General features: G+C 37.5%; 16 protein-coding genes and 1 pseudogene. 14 read left to right on the top strand and 3 right to left on the bottom strand.

Features of this window, described 5'->3' with window-relative positions:
• Nucleotide 1: 1 nt before the first annotated feature.
• The 4 genes from paaZ (at nucleotide 2) to MUW56_RS13550 (ending at nucleotide 4,614) form a co-directional block, all read left to right on the top strand.
• Nucleotides 2–2,497 carry a phenylacetic acid degradation bifunctional protein PaaZ gene (gene paaZ, locus MUW56_RS13535; RefSeq protein WP_292013677.1) on the top strand — a complete coding sequence of 832 codons (2,496 nt, stop codon included), beginning with the start codon at nucleotides 2–4 and terminating at the stop codon, nucleotides 2,495–2,497.
• A 67-nt stretch (nucleotides 2,498–2,564) separates the two neighbouring features.
• Nucleotides 2,565–3,101 (top strand): SMI1/KNR4 family protein, encoded by a 537-nt coding sequence (locus MUW56_RS13540; protein ID WP_292013678.1) that lies wholly within the window; start codon nucleotides 2,565–2,567, stop codon nucleotides 3,099–3,101.
• 42 nt (nucleotides 3,102–3,143) lie between these two features.
• Nucleotides 3,144–3,917, top strand: coding sequence for a DUF4241 domain-containing protein (locus MUW56_RS13545; protein ID WP_292013679.1), 774 nt, complete (start codon nucleotides 3,144–3,146; stop codon nucleotides 3,915–3,917).
• A gap of 10 nt (nucleotides 3,918–3,927) precedes the next feature.
• Nucleotides 3,928–4,614 carry an SMUG2 DNA glycosylase family protein gene (locus MUW56_RS13550; protein WP_292013680.1) on the top strand — a complete coding sequence of 229 codons (687 nt, stop codon included), beginning with the start codon at nucleotides 3,928–3,930 and terminating at the stop codon, nucleotides 4,612–4,614.
• A 79-nt stretch (nucleotides 4,615–4,693) separates the two neighbouring features.
• Here MUW56_RS13550 and MUW56_RS13555 read toward each other — a convergent pair whose 3' ends face one another.
• Nucleotides 4,694–5,515, bottom strand: a complete 822-nt coding sequence (locus tag MUW56_RS13555; protein WP_292013681.1) for a T9SS type A sorting domain-containing protein — start codon at nucleotides 5,513–5,515, stop codon at nucleotides 4,694–4,696.
• 36 nt (nucleotides 5,516–5,551) lie between these two features.
• On the bottom strand, nucleotides 5,552–6,103 hold the full coding sequence (locus tag MUW56_RS13560; RefSeq protein ID WP_292013682.1) for a phage tail protein: 552 nt from the start codon (nucleotides 6,101–6,103) through the stop codon (nucleotides 5,552–5,554).
• Between the two features lie 302 nt (nucleotides 6,104–6,405).
• On the opposite strand from MUW56_RS13560, the gene MUW56_RS13565 reads away from it, so the two are divergent.
• The gene (locus MUW56_RS13565; protein ID WP_292013683.1) at nucleotides 6,406–7,170 is read left to right on the top strand and encodes an enoyl-CoA hydratase/isomerase family protein; all 765 of its coding nucleotides are present in this window, start codon (nucleotides 6,406–6,408) and stop codon (nucleotides 7,168–7,170) included.
• Between the two features lie 5 nt (nucleotides 7,171–7,175).
• Here MUW56_RS13565 and MUW56_RS13570 read toward each other — a convergent pair whose 3' ends face one another.
• Nucleotides 7,176–9,350 (bottom strand): outer membrane beta-barrel family protein, encoded by a 2,175-nt coding sequence (locus MUW56_RS13570; protein WP_292013684.1) that lies wholly within the window; start codon nucleotides 9,348–9,350, stop codon nucleotides 7,176–7,178.
• 201 nt (nucleotides 9,351–9,551) lie between these two features.
• Here MUW56_RS13570 and MUW56_RS13575 point away from each other — a divergent pair, with 201 nt between their 5' ends.
• The 9 genes and pseudogenes from MUW56_RS13575 (at nucleotide 9,552) to MUW56_RS13615 (ending at nucleotide 16,499) form a co-directional block, all read left to right on the top strand.
• Nucleotides 9,552–10,658, top strand: a complete 1,107-nt coding sequence (locus MUW56_RS13575) for a sensor histidine kinase (RefSeq protein WP_292013685.1) — start codon at nucleotides 9,552–9,554, stop codon at nucleotides 10,656–10,658.
• Nucleotides 10,659–10,698: 40 nt separating this feature from the next.
• Nucleotides 10,699–11,421 (top strand): LytTR family DNA-binding domain-containing protein, encoded by a 723-nt coding sequence (locus tag MUW56_RS13580; RefSeq protein WP_292013686.1) that lies wholly within the window; start codon nucleotides 10,699–10,701, stop codon nucleotides 11,419–11,421.
• Between the two features lie 103 nt (nucleotides 11,422–11,524).
• A complete protein-coding gene (locus tag MUW56_RS13585; RefSeq protein WP_292013687.1) occupies nucleotides 11,525–12,142 on the top strand; it encodes a hypothetical protein in 618 nt (205 codons plus the stop codon).
• A 72-nt stretch (nucleotides 12,143–12,214) separates the two neighbouring features.
• Complete coding sequence (locus MUW56_RS13590) at nucleotides 12,215–12,505, top strand: transcriptional regulator (protein ID WP_292013688.1); 291 nt, start codon at nucleotides 12,215–12,217, stop codon at nucleotides 12,503–12,505.
• A gap of 82 nt (nucleotides 12,506–12,587) precedes the next feature.
• Nucleotides 12,588–12,884 (top strand): hypothetical protein, encoded by a 297-nt coding sequence (locus MUW56_RS13595; protein WP_292013689.1) that lies wholly within the window; start codon nucleotides 12,588–12,590, stop codon nucleotides 12,882–12,884.
• Nucleotides 12,885–13,081: 197 nt separating this feature from the next.
• Complete coding sequence (locus MUW56_RS13600) at nucleotides 13,082–13,567, top strand: Coq4 family protein (RefSeq protein ID WP_292013690.1); 486 nt, start codon at nucleotides 13,082–13,084, stop codon at nucleotides 13,565–13,567.
• Between the two features lie 177 nt (nucleotides 13,568–13,744).
• Nucleotides 13,745–15,115, top strand: a complete 1,371-nt coding sequence (locus MUW56_RS13605) for a DUF4153 domain-containing protein (protein WP_292013691.1) — start codon at nucleotides 13,745–13,747, stop codon at nucleotides 15,113–15,115.
• Between the two features lie 182 nt (nucleotides 15,116–15,297).
• Nucleotides 15,298–15,809 (top strand): annotated as a pseudogene (locus MUW56_RS13610) (DUF1361 domain-containing protein).
• Between the two features lie 150 nt (nucleotides 15,810–15,959).
• Nucleotides 15,960–16,499: a hypothetical protein gene (locus MUW56_RS13615; protein ID WP_292013692.1), complete on the top strand. Its 540-nt coding sequence runs from the start codon at nucleotides 15,960–15,962 to the stop codon at nucleotides 16,497–16,499.
• The last annotated feature ends 54 nt before the right edge of the window (nucleotides 16,500–16,553 follow it).

Here is a 16,553-nt window from a genome sequence, read left to right on the forward strand (position 1 = left end):
TATGGAAAAATTAAAAAACTATATCTACGGAGAATGGGTAGAAGGTACCGGAAACGGAATTCCTTTGTACAATGCCGTTACAGGTGAGCAGGTAGCTGTTTCTGATACCGAAGGGCTTAATTTTGAACAGGCTCTTGATTACGGAAGAACGGTAGGATATAAAAACCTTTCTTCAATGACTTTCTACGACCGTGGGGAAATGCTGAAAAAAGTGGCACTTTACCTGCTGGAGAGAAAGAAAAAATACTACGAATTATCATACAAAACAGGAGCTACACATGTTGATTCCTGGGTGGATATTGAAGGAGGTTTCGGAACGTTCTTTACCTACTCCGGATTAGCAAAGAGAATGCTTCCCAATACTCCGTTTTGGGTAGATGGAGATACTCAGAAAATCTCAGCAAACGGAACGCATCTGGGGACTCATATCCTGACGCCCAGCGAAGGTGTTTCCGTACAGATCAACGCCTACAACTTTCCGGTATGGGGAATGCTGGAAAAACTTTCCACTTCATTATTGGCAGGAGTTCCTTCAATTGTGAAGCCGTCTCCGTTTGGTTCTTATTTAACCAATGTTGTTTTCCAGGATATGGTTGAAAGCGGAGTACTGCCTGAAGGTGCCGTTCAGTTGGTCTGCGGAGAGCCTGGGAATATTTTAGATTATGTACAGGATGGAGATTCTGTATTATTTACAGGTTCTGCTCATACCGGAAGAAAATTAAAATCACTTCCTTCCGTTGCCGGAAATGCTGTTCGTTTCAACATGGAAGCCGATTCATTGAACTGTTCTATCTTAGGACTGGAAGCAAAACCCGGAACTCCTGAATTTGATTTATTCATTAAAGAAGTCCGTAATGAAATGACTACGAAAGCAGGTCAGAAATGTACGGCGATCAGAAGGATTATTGTTCCCGAACATTTAATCGGCGATGTTCAGAATGCTTTATCTAAAGCGCTGGACCAGACGAAAATCGGAAACCCTTTGAGCAGAGAAACAAGAATGGGCTCTTTGGTAGGAAGACAGCAGTACGAAGAAGTGCTGAGAAAAGTAAATATATTAAAAACAGAAACGGAACTTGTTTATGACGGAAAGCATGAGCTTGTGGATGCTGACTATGAAAAAGGAGCCTTCATGAGTCCGAAGCTGTTCCTGAATGATAAACCTTTCGAAAAAAATATCTCTCATGATGTGGAAGCTTTCGGACCTGTATCTACATTAATGCCCTATAAAGATGCTGAAGAGGCAGCAGCACTGGCAAAGAGAGGCAAAGGAAGTTTGGTGGGATCTATTGTTTCTCATGATGAAAACTTTATTGCCGAAACTTCATGGAAAATGGCTTCCCAGCACGGAAGAATTTTTGTGCTGAACAGAGATAATGCGAAGGAAAGCACAGGACATGGCTCTCCGCTTCCGACATTGATGCACGGAGGACCCGGCAGGGCAGGCGGTGGTGAAGAAATGGGTGGCTTAAGCGGTCTTCATTTCTTCTTACAGAAAACAGCCATTCAGGGATCTCCGGATGTATTGAAGGCGATTACCAAAATTTACCAGCAGGGGGCAGAGAAAAAATTCTCAGATAAACACCCTTTCCAGAAATACTTTGAGGAAGTTGAAGTTGGAGATTCTTTGGAAACAGCAGGAAGAACCGTTACCGATGCTGATATCGTCAACTTCTCCAATGTTTCATGGGATCACTTCTATGCCCATACTGATGCTACAAGTTTAACAGGAACAATCTTTGACAAAACTGTAGCTCACGGATATTTTATCCTTTCTGCAGCAGCAGGATTATTTGTTTCCGGAAAAAAAGGACCGGTTATTGCCAACTACGGATTAGAAGAATGCAGTTTCTTCAAACCTGTATATGCCGGAGATACCATTACGGTATATCTGACAGCCAAAGAAAAAATCAACAGAGGCGTAAAAGGAAGAAACATTCCTTCAGGGGTTGTAAAATGGCTGGTTGAAGTCGTGAATCAAAGGGATGAGGTCGTTTGTGTTGCTACCATTTTAACATTGGTCGCAAAGCAGTCTCCTTTCATTGACCTTACGGTAAAAAATGTTCAGAAAATATTGAACGGCTTAACTGAGAATACACCGGCACAATGGGGTAAAATGACTCCACAGCAGATGATCGAACATCTGGAACACGGAGTGTTGGTAAGTTTGGGAGAGCCGGAGGCAGACCAATGCTTCACTCCGGAAGAACAGCTTGAAAAATGGCAGGATTCATTGTATAACCACAGAAAAATGCCGAAAGACTTCATGGCTCCGTTCTTATCTCAGGACGGTTCACTGCCTGAACCTGCCCATAAGAATCTGGAAGCTGCAAAACAGTCATTTATTGACGCTCTGAAGAAATTTGTCATCTATTACAAAGAAAATCCTCAGGCAGAACATATGAATTTTGTATTCGGAAAACTGAATAAGGAAATGTGGGAACTGATGCATAAAAAACATTTTACCCATCATTTTGAACAATTTGGACTGATATAATTCAAGATAAATAGTATACTTTTAAGGGAGCTAATCACAGCTCCCTTTTTTTAATCAACAAAATACTATGGAATTAAAATTTTTCAAAGACTTTGACTTTACGGATTTCTGGAGTGAGAATACATACTCCATTAGAGATTATGAAGAACCCTATCCCGACGATGAAATGATTGCTTCTATTGAAGAAGAACTGGGATACAAACTGCCTGCTTCTTATATCGAACTGATGAGACTGCATAACGGAGGTCTGGTCAACAGAGGCTTTTTTCCGACAGCAGAAAGCACTTCATGGGCAGAAGATCATATAGCAATTGAAGGAATTATGGGAATCGGAAGAGAGAAAACGTATTCTATTGGCGGAGAACTCGGAAGCAGGTTTATGATGGAAGAATGGGGCTACCCGAATGATGGGGTTTATATCTGTGACTGCCCTTCTGCAGGTCATGATATGGTTTTACTTGATTATTCAAAATGTGGAAAAGAGGGGGAGCCTGAAGTGGTACACGTTGACCAGGAAAATGATTATAAAAAAACTTTTCTGGCCAAAGATTTTGAAACATTCATTAAAGGATTAAAAGAAGAGGAAGATTTTGATGATGTATAAATGATAAGGTATATTTAAACTTCAATCATAAAATATAAAATAATGAACGAAAGCTGGATGCAAAAATGGGAAGAGGTAAAGGATGTTCTTGTATCTCCCGTGGATATTGAAACGTATTTTACTTCAGATGAAATTATGGATCAGAAGATGGAAGTGATGGAAATAGGAGATGTATCTCTGCCATCCGGAAAAATAATCGTAAGAGATCCTTTGGTATTCCTCAATGCGCGGGAGCAACCCTATTTCGCCGAAGTACCTAAAGGAAATTTCCCTGTAAAGATTGCCGTCGTACAATCAGAAGCATGGGGAGATCGTTACGCTGCCGTAAAAGTAGAATTTACCAAAGAAAAACCTGTTGTGTATAGAGAAGCATTAATGGGCATTGAAAATCTTGAAGACCTTAATGAAGGAGATTATTTCGGATTTGCAGTAGATGCAGGATTGGGATGTATTACCGATCCGGAAGTTGTACCTTATGTGGATCAATTTATTGCAGAACGTAATGTGGAGAATATCTATGATGATTATTTCGCTGAGCTGTTTGCAAAAAGCTATAAAGAAAATCCAAAAAACCAGAGAGATCTGGGGGATTGGATCAACTGGACGGTACCCAATACAGACTATCAGATTCCGATATTCGCAAGCGGACTGGGAGATGGAACGTATCCTGTTTACTTTGCTTATGATGCACAGGGGAAAATCTGTGGTCTTTATATCCAATTTATTGATATTGAATTGGCATTATCTGAAGAAGATGAAGACGAAGAGGATAATGAATATCCGGGGCCGCCTGATAATTTTGTTTTTTTGAAGTAAATTTTCTTTTATGAATTCCACTTTTGCAGATCAGGTCATAACTTTCAATAAGAACCTTCAGTATACAGGAGCGCTTCCTGAAGGTTTCGATGTCCTAAATCCGTATCTGGATAATCCTGAAACCATGGACGTGATGAAAAAGTTTTATCACAAGTATTATAATGATTCAAACAAAAGAAAATTTATTATTGGGATTAATCCCAGCCGTCACGGAGCGGGTGTTACCGGCGTTCCGTTTACCGATACCAAAAGACTCGAAAGCATCTGCGGGATAAAAATGAAATCGGCCCATACTCATGAAGTTTCTTCTGTTTTTATGTATGATATGATTGCGGAATATGGCGGACCGGAAATGTTCTATAAGGAAATCTATATTAATTCTCCATTTCCTCTGGCTATCGTAAGAAAAACTAAAAATGGATGGCTTAATGCCAATTATTATGATGATAAAAAGCTGTTTGAAGCAGTAAAGGATTTTATGATTGATTCATTAAAGAAACACATCAGTTTGAATCTGGATACTTCGGAAGTTTTTATCCTTGGGAAAAAAAATGCCGGTTTTATTTCAAAATTAAACAAAGAAGCCCAACTGTTTGATACAATGACCGTTTTGGAACATCCCAGATATATCCAACAGTATAAATCAAAAGAGAAACAGCTCTACATCGATAAATATATCCTGGCGCTGAAAAAATAAAATCCCTGATCACTACTGGTCAGGGATTTTCTCATTCATGTATTAGAATCTTTATCGGATGTGATAACTTATGTCAATCTTATTTTTTGATGATTTTTGTGGATTCACGAGCAGTTTTGATAAAATAAACCCCGTTCGGAAGATCTGAAATATTCGTTTCATTCATTCCTTTTTTTACAGGAATGGTTTTTACCATTTTTCCGTCCGGACTGTATACCTGTGCATCAGCAGCTTTCTCTGCTTTGATTGACAGCGGTCCTTTGGTAGGGTTAGGGTAAATGCTCATCTCTTTATGAATACTTTTCGTTTCTGCGGTACTCAATACGATATTGCTGTCTTTTACCCAGGTAAAAGCATCAAAACCTGCATATCTGTATCCTCCGTTGGCCGTAATCTGCAATTCATCAATAACGATGTTTGAGTAATTTTGGCCATTTAGGTTAGTCAGGTCAATCAGGGTGTATCCGTTTGTACTGCCTAGGCTTGTTGCAAATCCGGTAGATTTTGTTGAGGTAAACTTGGTGATTCCACTTAACTTTCCTGTTACCGTAAGACTTCCTGCTACACTGAGGTCCAGATTCAATGCGGAAAGATACATCCAGAACCTGTTTACCTTGAATAAATTAGAAGTCGTTTTAATACTGAAAGATGGAGGAAATGCAGTGTTGTTAGAATTATCAATATATCGATTGTCATTTGCTGTGCCGCTCCATCCTGTTCCGGGAAAGTTGGCCTGAATATCAAAAACACTTACGTGGGAAATGATATTAAATATTACTCCATTGTCTGTGAAAGAAGAACTTCCATTGGATTCAGTTTCAAATATTTCTGTACTGGTCTGCGCAAATGATAATGTAGAAATGAGCAGACTACAGATGATTAAAAAAGTAGTGCTTTTCATGATTTCTTGTTTTAAATTAGGTTATTGTATTAAAAATTAACTGCGTGGAGGATAAATACCTTCAACACAGATGATATAATTTAAGCCCAGATAAGGAGGCATATTATTTACGGGTAAATTTTGTCCGACAAAAGAAATGCTCTGGCCATTAATGGCAGTGTCAGGATTGGCATCATTAACGAAGCTGGGTACCACGTTGAAATCTCTTCCCACCTGTGTTCCGGAGATAGCGATGGATGAGGCTGCTGTAGGAGTGGATGAATTGGCATTCTTATTGGCTACTTTGAGTTGGAAACCGCTGCCGACACTCGGAAGGTTAGAGGATAAAATAGTATTTTGAGTCGTTCCTGCTGTTACTCCCAAAGGATAATTTTCGTTAGTATTCGCATTTCCTGCCCCTAGAGCCATTCTTCCTTTAAGGTTAGGCAGTGCAAAAGTATTTATACCGTCTCCGCCATACGTAGTTCCTAAGATTGAAAATAACGCAGAATCCGTAGAGATTCTTAATAAACTTCCGTCACAAAACATCCATCCTCTAGGAGCAAAGTTTCCAGCAAATAATTTGACAATTCCAATGTATTCTTCCATGGTAAATAGTTTTTCAGTTTTTAATTTTCCTACTCTTTTCTTTGGCTTTTCGGATCCGGCCGTTCGTTTAAAATGGTTAGGTCAAAGGAACAACATATCGAAGGGGATTACTAGAGTAGAAAATACCAAATATCACCGTACGTATTTATACTTAATTTGCTGATCTCTCTACGCTGCCGTCTGATTTCAAACACGAATCCCTGTTCTATTAAATGTGACTATTTAATCAATAATTTATAGTCTTTAATTCTCTCTGAAAGCACTGTATTTAGTATTTTTGTAAGAATCCAATTAAAATAAAAATGAACGAATTCGTAGCATCAGAAATTAAAAACAATATCGCCGAAATTACATTCGGAACGCCTAAAAGTAATTCTCTTCCCGGAGCCATTTTAGAAAAACTGGCTCAGACTATTTTAGAAGAAGGGGCTAAAGATGAGGTAAAGGCTATTGTAGTAAAAAGTGAAGGTGAAAAGGCATTCTGTGCAGGAGCCAGCTTTGATGAGCTTTTAGCCATTGAAGAACTGGAAGCTTCTACAACATTTTTCGGAGGTTTTGCCAACGTTTTAAATGCAATGAGAAACTGTGGAAAGATCGTGGTGGTAAGAGTTCAGGGAAAAACAACAGGAGGAGGAGTAGGAATTGCCTGCGGCGCTGATTACTGTTTTGCCACTAAAGATTCTGCATTGGCCCTTACAGAAATTAACTTGGGAATTGGTCCGTTCGTAATCGGTCCTTATGTAGAAAGAAAAATTGGAAAATCACAATTTTCTGCTATGGCGATTGATGCGGATTTCAGATCTGCTGACTGGGCTGAACAGCACAATATCTATCACTCCGTTTCAGATACTATCCAGGAAATGGATGAAAAGCTGGAAAAATTTTTACAGACATTAGCGTCAAGAAGCAGTGATGCCTTAGCCTTAATTAAAAAGGTTTCATGGGAAGGAACAGACCACTTCAATGAATTAATGCCTGCAAGAATTCATATGAGTGCAAGCCTGATCCTGGAGGATTCAGCAAAGAAAAATATCGAAAAGATCAAAGAAAGGCTTCGCCAGAAATAAAGAAGCTAATTACCAGCTCTTTGCTGTTCCTCGGAATTGCTTTTGTTCTGAGAACTTGATTTTCCCAAACCAAACCGATAATTGAAACTTAATCTGACGGAACGCGTATAATAATTCCAATAAGAGCTTTGATTCAGATTTTCATAATGATCAATAGCATCATGACTCTCACTTTGAAGTAAGTTACTTCCAACAAGTGAGAGTGTTGCTTTATTATGCAGCATCTGGTATTTAATACCAATATTTAAGATTGAGTAAGGACCAAATGATGAGGTTGCCAATTGTCGTCTGGAATTATGTTCAAAATCTATCGCTATTGAAAATTTATTGTTTATTGTAAAGCTGTTATTTGCATTTAAAGATAAAGAGGTAATTCCGTTATTATTCAGGCTGAATTGCTCAACTGATCCTTTAAAATAGTTACGATATAAAGATATACTGTAATTCGCTGACCACCAGTTCAATATTTTTTTTGAATAGGAAATCTCCATATTCCAGGCCTGTACTCCCCGAATATTGGTAGGAATACGTGTGATCGTGGTTTGGTTACTGTCTGCATAAGGGAGAGTCTGGATATAATTGCGGTAAGCATCATAGCTCATGGTCAGGAAAATAGAGTTTTTCCAGGTCCATCCGATTTCTGAATGAATAGAGGTCTGCGGTTGCAATAACGGATTCCCCTGGAAATATAAAGTAGGGGTTAACGGCCTTTTGAAAGGTACCATTTGAGAGTAGGAAGCCCGTTCAACTCTCCTGCCCATTCGTAAAATAAAACTATTGTCAGAATTTAACGTATAGCTCAGAAATAAAGTCGGAAATATCTGAAGATAATTTTGAGCTACCCGGTGTTCTGGAAACCGTTCCCCTCTCATAACAGTTTGTTCCGAACGAATACCTGCCTGCATAGAAATTTTTTTCCAGGTTTGGCTGTAATTGATATAAGCGGCATTGATATTTTCCGTATTGATGGAATAGCTGCTTTGAAGAGAATCAATTTTGTTTTGTCCTCCGATGACATTATAAAAGCTGTTTTCATTATTTACTTTTACATAACTGAACTTTACACCTGTTTCTAATTTACCTTTATTAGCCAAGGGATAAATATAATCTGCATTAATTGCATAAATATTGAGTTTCCGATATTGATTTAGAAGAATATTTTTTTCAGAAGGTTGCTCATGTATTGAATAGTTAATCATTGTATTGTTGAACTGCTGTGGTCTGTTCTCATAACTGGAATAGTTAATGTCAAAAGAAATCTGTTTACTCAATGTATCCATTTTATGATTAAAATGTAATCCTGCAGAAAAATTTAAAGGATGAGAATTGCCAATACCATTGAAAACTTGTTTTTCAATCAGATCATCCTGACCATTGAATGTGTTCATATCCGAACTGGTGAGACTCTTTCCGGATAGTACGGCCAAACTGGAATTCAGAGAAAGTGTTGATTTTTTGGAAAGATAGAAATCTGCATTTAAAGAAGGAAGGTAAGATCTGTTGGTACTGATATTATCATTATCAGAGATCTGTTTTTTCAGCAAAGACTGATGGCTAAAGATATTGCTGGTAACGTCACGGTTGAAAAAGCTCTTAGTTAAAGTATAAGTATTATTGAAAGATAGATTAATATATTTATTCTGATAATTTAAAACCGTTCCTATATTAAAATCTCCATAATACCCGTTTCGTAGAGTTCCATTGATGCTTCCACTGAAACCTTCCGTATAATTCTTCTTTTTTATAATATTAATGATAGAATTTCCTCCTGCATCATATTTCGATGTAGGATTGCTCATGACCTCTATTGTTTGTAATGTTGAGGCCTGCATGCTGTTTAATAGGATGGAAAGATCATCAGCTGATAAATAGGTTGATTTACCATCAATTAATACCGTCACACCATTTTTACCGTTTAGTGATAGTTGCCCCTCCTGGCTGATTTGTATCCCTGGAATTTTACGAATGACTTCCAATACCGTGATTCCGGTATTGGTGATGCTCTTTTCCACTTGAAATACCGTTTTTTCCAGTTGCCGTTCAATAATAGGTTTTTGACTTTTTAAAACAATTGCTTCTATCTGGTTAAGGGATTGCTTATCTTTTAGGGTATCTTGTTTTTGTGAAAAGGATAACTTTATACAGAACAGGGTGATGATAAGAGCGAAAATAGGTTTCATATATTTAATTTTTTCACAAAGATGGTAGAGGTATACGGTCCTTTTTGAAAAAGTCGATCAGCCGGGTATTTAATGGGCTATATATCCACTACTGTATGTTGAAGTCTTTTTGTGGATAGAAAATAGGGGTTCGTCAAGTGTTTTTGCTTGTTTGTCATGTACTTGTATTTTGAAGCTATAAAAATTGTAAACTTGTAATCTATGAAACTATTAGATGGGATTATATCCCTGCACCAACGTCATCATATAGCTAGCCATATCCTTTTTTGGGTAGGGATCTATATGTTTTCCATCGTAAGTGAAAACTATACAGAGCATGAAAACCTTTTGTCATTTTCCAGAGCCGTTTTTTTAGGGCTGACCCTTATTACTCAAATTATAACAGCTTATTTTCTGGCTTACTTCATCATTCCAATGCTTTTTAATACCGAAAAATATGGGGTAGTGGTGCTGTATTTCATAGTTGGAATGTATATTATTTGTGTAGTTTCCCGAATGATCAATATCTATATTCATGAGCCATTGGTTGGAATTTCTCCAAAGCCCTATGAAAACCTGACTGAAATATTTACCAATATTAAAAAATTATTTTTTATTTATTTCATCCGTAATATTTCTGTGGCATTGGTTTTCCTTTTCGTAAAATTACTTATTGATCAATTTGAGATGCAAAAATTGACTCTTACTTTGGCAAAGGATAAAGCCGAAACAGAATTAAAGCATTTGAAAACACAGCTCAATCCACATTTTTTGTTCAATACACTCAACAATATTTATTCTTTGTCCTTATCTTCGTCTCAGTCGGCATCCCCAGCTATTGCCCGGCTCAGCCATCTATTAGATTATATATTATACCGCTGTGATCAGCCTTTTGTCCCCCTGTCTTCGGAAATCGAATTGCTACAAAATTATATTGAACTGGAAAGATTGCGGTATGGTGATCACTTGGAGTTAAATTTTGAAACCGATACTCCTGATGAAATAGAAATTGCACCGCTGGTGCTGCTTTCAATTGTTGAAAATGCTTTCAAACATGGAGTCTCCAATGATCTGAATTCCTCATATATCCACATTAAAGCCATACAAAACAATTCTGTTTTTGAATTCGAAGTAGAAAATTCCGTACCCTTGAGTATTGACCAAAAAATTGATAAAAAAAATAAAGGAATAGGCTTGGTAAACCTTAAACAGCGATTGGAACTTATCTATGGGGAAAATTATCAGCTCATTATTGAGGATCAGAAAGAAAAATTTAAAGTAACTTTAATTCTGAGATCTCCCTTAGATCAGAATGTTATATATACGTAAGTAAATTCTGAATGTGCCAATTTTGAAAATAAATAAATCCATGAAGAAAATTAAATGTTTACTGGTAGATGATGAGCCTTTATCAATCGCATTATTGGAGAGCCATATTAGACAACTCGATTTTATGGAAGTAACGGCAACATGTTCTAATGCAGTTAAAGCTTTAGAAATGTTGAAACAAACACATTTTGATCTGATGTTTTTAGATATTCAGATGCCGAAGATTACCGGATTAGGGCTATTGAAGACATTGAACAATCCTCCCAGCACTATTATTACCACCGCGTACCGGGAATATGCACTAGAAGGATATGATCTGGATATTGTGGATTACCTGCTGAAACCCATAACTTTTGAACGGTTTTTTAAAGCGGTTGAAAGATATCTGAGAAACGCTTCCATTGAAGAAAAAACTTCTGCAATTTTACCTGAAGCAGATTTGTGTTTCTATGTGAAATCAGGACATAGATATCTACGATTGCATGTTGAAGAGGTCTTATATATAGAAAGCGCCAGAGACTATGTCAAAATATTTACAACAGAAGGAACTGTAATTTCAAAATATAAGATCAGTGATCTGGAAAAAGAACTTTCAGGAAAGGGTTTTTTGAGGATTCATCGTTCCTTTCTGGTAAACCTGAAAAAAGTTGTCGCTTTCACCAAAAATGATGTTGAGATCGGGAAAATCGAGCTTCCTATTGGTGATCGTTACCGGGAGTTTGTCTATCATGCTTTGAATGCTGATATTTTGAGAAAGCTGTAAACACTTTATATACGTGTTGTTTAGCAAAATAATGATCACAAACTTTAAAAAATATTTTGAGGGTTCAGAAAAAATTATAACTTTGTAATTCAAAGTTCTTTCTATGGAGACAAAAAATTATCACGAAGATTTATCCCATATCCGTTCCATGATGGAGCGGTCTTCCAGATTTATTTCTTTGAGCGGATTATCCGGAGTTGTCGCCGGCGTGACAGCACTTGTGGGTGCCGGTTATGTGTACTACGCTATGGAAAGGGAGAAAGTAAGTTATATTCATGGAGGAAAAGTCAGCTATACACCTGCCCTGGTTCAGGAATTAATACTGACAGGACTTATTGTGTTAGTTGTAGCCGTTTTCAGCGGATATGTTTTTACAGCGAATAAAAGTAAGAAGAAGGGGCTGAAAATATGGGATGCGACAACAAAAAGACTTTTAGTCAATTTTGCAGTTCCTTTAGCTGCAGGAGGAATTTTTTGCTCGGCCCTTATCGCTCATGAATTATTTGTTTGGATTGCCCCTGTGACGTTGATCTTCTACGGATTAGCCTTAGTGAGTGCTGAAAGATATACTTTACCGGATGTAAAATATTTGGGATATTGCGAGATCGTTTTAGGATTGGTCGCCTCATTTATTTTAGGGTGGGGACTTCTTTTCTGGTCGGTAGGCTTTGGGATTTTGCATATTGTTTACGGACTTATTATGCACAGAAAATATAAATAAAACCTAAATTTGCAGTTCTTCCGGTGCGGTTTCAGCAATCTGCCGCTTACGATCTGCTCCTATTACCTTATTATGATAAAAATAAATCAACTCAATAAAGAATTTGAAAGTCGTGTAAGACTGGGCATTATGTCTGTTCTTATGGTGAATGACTGGGTTGATTTCTCAGAAATGAAAGGATTGCTTGAGATCACGGACGGTAATCTGGCGAGCCACAGCAATGCATTGGAAAAAGTTGGGTACATCGAGGTAAAGAAAGAATTTGTAGGAAAGAAGCCTAAGACATCGTACCGCGTGACCCAGAGTGGCAGACAGGCATTTACAGAACATCTGGATGCACTTGAAAAATTATTGGGACGGTAGTCTTATATTTTTTTGAAATTATACTTTGTAATTCAAAGTTCTTTGTATTTAAATATATATTAACTTATAACAACTATACACTATGAAAGACCAGGAAATTGTAGACTCAGGTAAATATGTATTCGGGTTATTTTTTGTGATGGGGAGCATCTGTCTTTTAGGCGGACTGCTCACAAAGCTGGAAGCATTTGCTGCAGGAGGATATCTCTTGATCATCTTTGGAAGCATACTAAACCTATTCTTTGTACTGGGATTATTGATCTATGGCATGATCAATAAAGCTAAATCTAAGGCCTGCCTCAAAGCGGTTGGTATTCTGCTCATCAATATCCCCATTGCTGTTCTGTACGCTGTAATAGGAATCAGCCTCTATACATAAAAACGATTCCGGATATTTTAATTCAATGACAAAATCATGGAAAATGCTGACTGATGAATGACGGCAGCCGGATTGACGGCGTATGGAATTACTGACCGTTCAAAGAGCATGGCTTTTCTGCAATCCATCAGCTTACCTCTGATATCTCATTGCAGTTCTTTACAACTATAAAATTTATCTTTTTTAAATAATACATTATGAAAAAAATACGCGTTCGCTTTCTGCTTTTTGTGTATGATAAAACTCAAAAATTATACAGAACATATTTTAAAAAGAAAAAAAGACAATGGCAGTTCAATGAAAAGCAGCTGCTGAGTTTTCAGGAAGATTCCCTGGGAAGAAAACTGGGTGAATTTTACAGAAAGCATGGCTTTTCTATGATCCCTAAAATGGAAAATCACGATGTTCACCATCTGATTACCGGCTGCGGAACCAACTTTGAAGATGAAGTCGCCATGCAGTACCTTCTGCTGGGAAACGGAAAACTCAATGCACATCTTTTGGCTGCTATCGTGTTGGGAACGGTTATCCTGCCTGAATATGCTGCAATTTATACCAAAGCATACAAAAAGGGACAGAATATGAGAACATTCCATCACTGGGATTTTGAAGAGCTCCTGTGGCAGAATTTTGAACATCTGAAAGACTTTATTCAACAGAAGGATGCCGTTGTACTTTATTAAAGCTTATAATATGGGAAAAATAAAATTCAGCCCGCTGGGTAAAAGGTCATTCACCATATCCTTTTTGCTGGTCAACATTACGCTGTTATCCCTCTTTATTATGCCCAGATTTACCTGGCAGCAGGCTGCGGTCACCCTGTAATCTTTCAATTTTTAATTTTTAAATTTTTTAATCACATGAAAACACATCATTATATATTTCTTACAGCTGCCTTATTTGTTATCGTATTTTATGACCAGGATATGGGGCTGAATCTTGGAATTCTGGGAATGATCTATGCGGTGCTGACTCTGTACAAAACTGCCGGAAAAAATAAAACCGGAACCCTGTACACTCTTTTCGGAACCAGTATTCTATCGAGTATGGCTTTCGCATGGTATGGAGACTTTTCATCCTTTCTGGCAGTTGTAAGTTCACTTCTCTTACTTTCCTACAAATCAAAGAACAGCAAAATGAAAATACTTTTTCTGATTCCGGTTTTTATCCTGAACGGTTTTACCTCATTCTGCAGGTTTTTCGACTTTGATAAATGGCTGCCTCAAAGAAATGTCTCCGGATTATGGCAGAAGACATTGGCTTTTATCCTGATCCCGCTTTTGCTGGTATCTGTTTTTTTCGGAATATATTCAGCGGGAAGTGATCATTTTGCCGCTCTTTTTACCGGTTATGAACTGGACATCAATCTGTGGCAGGTCTTCTGTCTCTCTGTTATGGGATTTTTTATTGCCTTTAATTATTGGAACTTCACCGTTGAAAAGCTGATCTATAAAAAACACCATGTCCTGAACAATGATTTTCAAAAAGATGCTCAAGCTCCAAAAGCCACCTATTCTTTCCTCGACCTTAGCTCTGAAAGGATGAGCGGAGTGATTTCTTTCTTTTCACTTAATATTTTGCTGGTCTTTTTTATCATCACCTATAACTATGAACAGTTCTATGAACTGCCCAAAACGCCCGTTCAGCTTTCAGAAGAAACCCATCAAAGGGTAAATGCTGTGATCATGTCTATCATCATGGCGATCCTGGTGATCCTCTTTTATTTTAAATCCGGGTTTAATTTTGATCCTAAGGCCGGTCTGATGAAAATCCTTGCCAAAATCTGGATCTTCCTGAATGCTGTTCTTGTTCTTTCAGCTGCCGCAAAAAACTATGAATATATCGTTAATTATGCATTCACCTATAAAAGACTCGGGGTTTTTGCTTTTCTGATTTTATCCCTGATCGGGCTGATTTTAACCTATATTAAAATTAAAAGACAAAAAAGAAACGCCTTCCTGTTCAATACAATGGCGTGGTATTTCTATGGAACTATTGTGGTGTGCAGCGTGGTCAACTGGGGAGGCTTTATCACATCCCAAAATATGAAGCGTAAAGATTTTACTGTTGATTATCATTTGGAATCAGTCAACTTCAGTGAAAAAGAACTGTTGAAATACGCCAGGGAGAAAAATAATCTGCAGCTTAAAAAGAATCTGGAAAAGAAAATTAAATATGAAAGATCCAAAACTTTCTTTTCAAAGATCATTTATTATCAAACGATACAATAGCATCAGGCATGAAAAAGCATATTGAATCTTCGAGGGTTAAAATAACATCGCTGTTACTATTCATGACTTTATTTTGTCTCAGCCTGTCCCTTTTCAGATACTATATTACGGAAACGAAAGTATTTTTCTTTCTCAACTGGAATTTGTTTCTGGCCTGGATCCCTTTAGGGCTGACTACTTTTATGATTACTTTCAATATCAAAAGCAAAATTTTGTTATCACTGATCATTGTGGTCTGGATTTTATTTTTCCCCAATTCGCCTTATATTCTTACTGATCTTTTTCATTTAAAGGTAAGAAATTCAATTCCCATCTGGTATGACCTGATTGTCATACTGTCCTATGCCTGGGCCGGTTTGATCTGTGGTTTTATAAGTCTTCATGATATTGAAACCCGGCTTTTTTTTATTGCAGGGGACGGATCATCAACGGGATGGTTATTCTTTTTCTTTTTACGAGCAGCTTTGGGGTGTATCTCGGAAGGTTTCTAAGGTGGAACAGCTGGGATGTGCTCAATAATCCCTTTGGGTTATTCAATGATATTGTGGTACGGTTTATCTATCCTATGGAGTACACCAAAACATGGGGTGTCACGGTTTTAATGGGAGTGATGCTTAATTTTATGTATTTCACATTTAAATGGGTGAAAGGCAATAATGAAAAGCTGGTGCTGCCGGAAAAAATACATCATTAAAAGAGTGGAACAATTTTAGCATTTAAAAGTTTTTATTAACCAGAGTTGTGAATAACGGAATTTTGGAGAGGGAGGAAAAGCTCTTTATCTATGGATGAAGTATCTGATCTCCGGTATTCAAAATGGATCACATTCTTAAAATTAATTGTTATGAAAAAAAGCGTATTGTTAATTCCATTGATTATCATTTCCTGTAAAAAAGACCCTGCCGTGACCGCTGTACAAGATAAAGATTCTACCGTCGTAACAGAGATGCCGGATTCTGTAACGAAGCCGGATTCTGCGGCATTGAAAAAAAGAGATTCAATCATTAACAATGCTCCGGCTACCAAAGAAGTTCTCCGCAAAGGGGTCATGAGAAATGAAAAAGACGGACAGATCGTAAGAACAGCTGATGCCTCCCAGCTTCCTTTCACTTTAGGGGAAGAATTTACAAAAGACGGTCAGGAATTGGTGTTAAAGCTGACCCATTATGACCAGTCGAATATCAAAGCAAAAATCTCTACAAAAGAGAAAGATTTTAACATCCGTTTTAATCAGATAAAACTTCCCAACGGGGATTATGACGGGCCTTTCGGAAGAGAAATTACCTATGAAACTCCGGGAAAAGGGGAAGTATGGCTGATCATTGGGAAAAGCAATATGGCGTCCGGAAATACAAAAGGAAGCTTTACGGTGAGCGTAGAATAGGGAACCTCCAATTTGGTATAGTTTCTGCAACATAGATTGTAAAGTTTAAATTTA

This window comes from Chryseobacterium sp., from assembly GCF_022869225.1.
GTDB lineage: Bacteria > Bacteroidota > Bacteroidia > Flavobacteriales > Weeksellaceae > Chryseobacterium.

Bases quoted from the DNA above. Each gene is read 5' to 3' on its own strand.
- paaZ (WP_292013677.1), top strand. From the start codon at position 2: ATGGAAAAATTAAAAAACTATATCTACGGAGAATGGGTAGAAGGTACC.
- MUW56_RS13540 (WP_292013678.1), top strand. From the start codon at position 2,565: ATGGAATTAAAATTTTTCAAAGACTTTGACTTTACGGATTTCTGGAGT.
- MUW56_RS13545 (WP_292013679.1), top strand. From the start codon at position 3,144: ATGAACGAAAGCTGGATGCAAAAATGGGAAGAGGTAAAGGATGTTCTT.
- MUW56_RS13550 (WP_292013680.1), top strand. From the start codon at position 3,928: ATGAATTCCACTTTTGCAGATCAGGTCATAACTTTCAATAAGAACCTT.
- MUW56_RS13555 (WP_292013681.1), bottom strand. From the start codon at position 5,515: ATGAAAAGCACTACTTTTTTAATCATCTGTAGTCTGCTCATTTCTACA.
- MUW56_RS13560 (WP_292013682.1), bottom strand. From the start codon at position 6,103: ATGGAAGAATACATTGGAATTGTCAAATTATTTGCTGGAAACTTTGCT.
- MUW56_RS13565 (WP_292013683.1), top strand. From the start codon at position 6,406: ATGAACGAATTCGTAGCATCAGAAATTAAAAACAATATCGCCGAAATT.
- MUW56_RS13570 (WP_292013684.1), bottom strand. From the start codon at position 9,350: ATGAAACCTATTTTCGCTCTTATCATCACCCTGTTCTGTATAAAGTTA.
- MUW56_RS13575 (WP_292013685.1), top strand. From the start codon at position 9,552: ATGAAACTATTAGATGGGATTATATCCCTGCACCAACGTCATCATATA.
- MUW56_RS13580 (WP_292013686.1), top strand. From the start codon at position 10,699: ATGAAGAAAATTAAATGTTTACTGGTAGATGATGAGCCTTTATCAATC.
- MUW56_RS13585 (WP_292013687.1), top strand. From the start codon at position 11,525: ATGGAGACAAAAAATTATCACGAAGATTTATCCCATATCCGTTCCATG.
- MUW56_RS13590 (WP_292013688.1), top strand. From the start codon at position 12,215: ATGATAAAAATAAATCAACTCAATAAAGAATTTGAAAGTCGTGTAAGA.
- MUW56_RS13595 (WP_292013689.1), top strand. From the start codon at position 12,588: ATGAAAGACCAGGAAATTGTAGACTCAGGTAAATATGTATTCGGGTTA.
- MUW56_RS13600 (WP_292013690.1), top strand. From the start codon at position 13,082: ATGAAAAAAATACGCGTTCGCTTTCTGCTTTTTGTGTATGATAAAACT.
- MUW56_RS13605 (WP_292013691.1), top strand. From the start codon at position 13,745: ATGAAAACACATCATTATATATTTCTTACAGCTGCCTTATTTGTTATC.
- MUW56_RS13615 (WP_292013692.1), top strand. From the start codon at position 15,960: ATGAAAAAAAGCGTATTGTTAATTCCATTGATTATCATTTCCTGTAAA.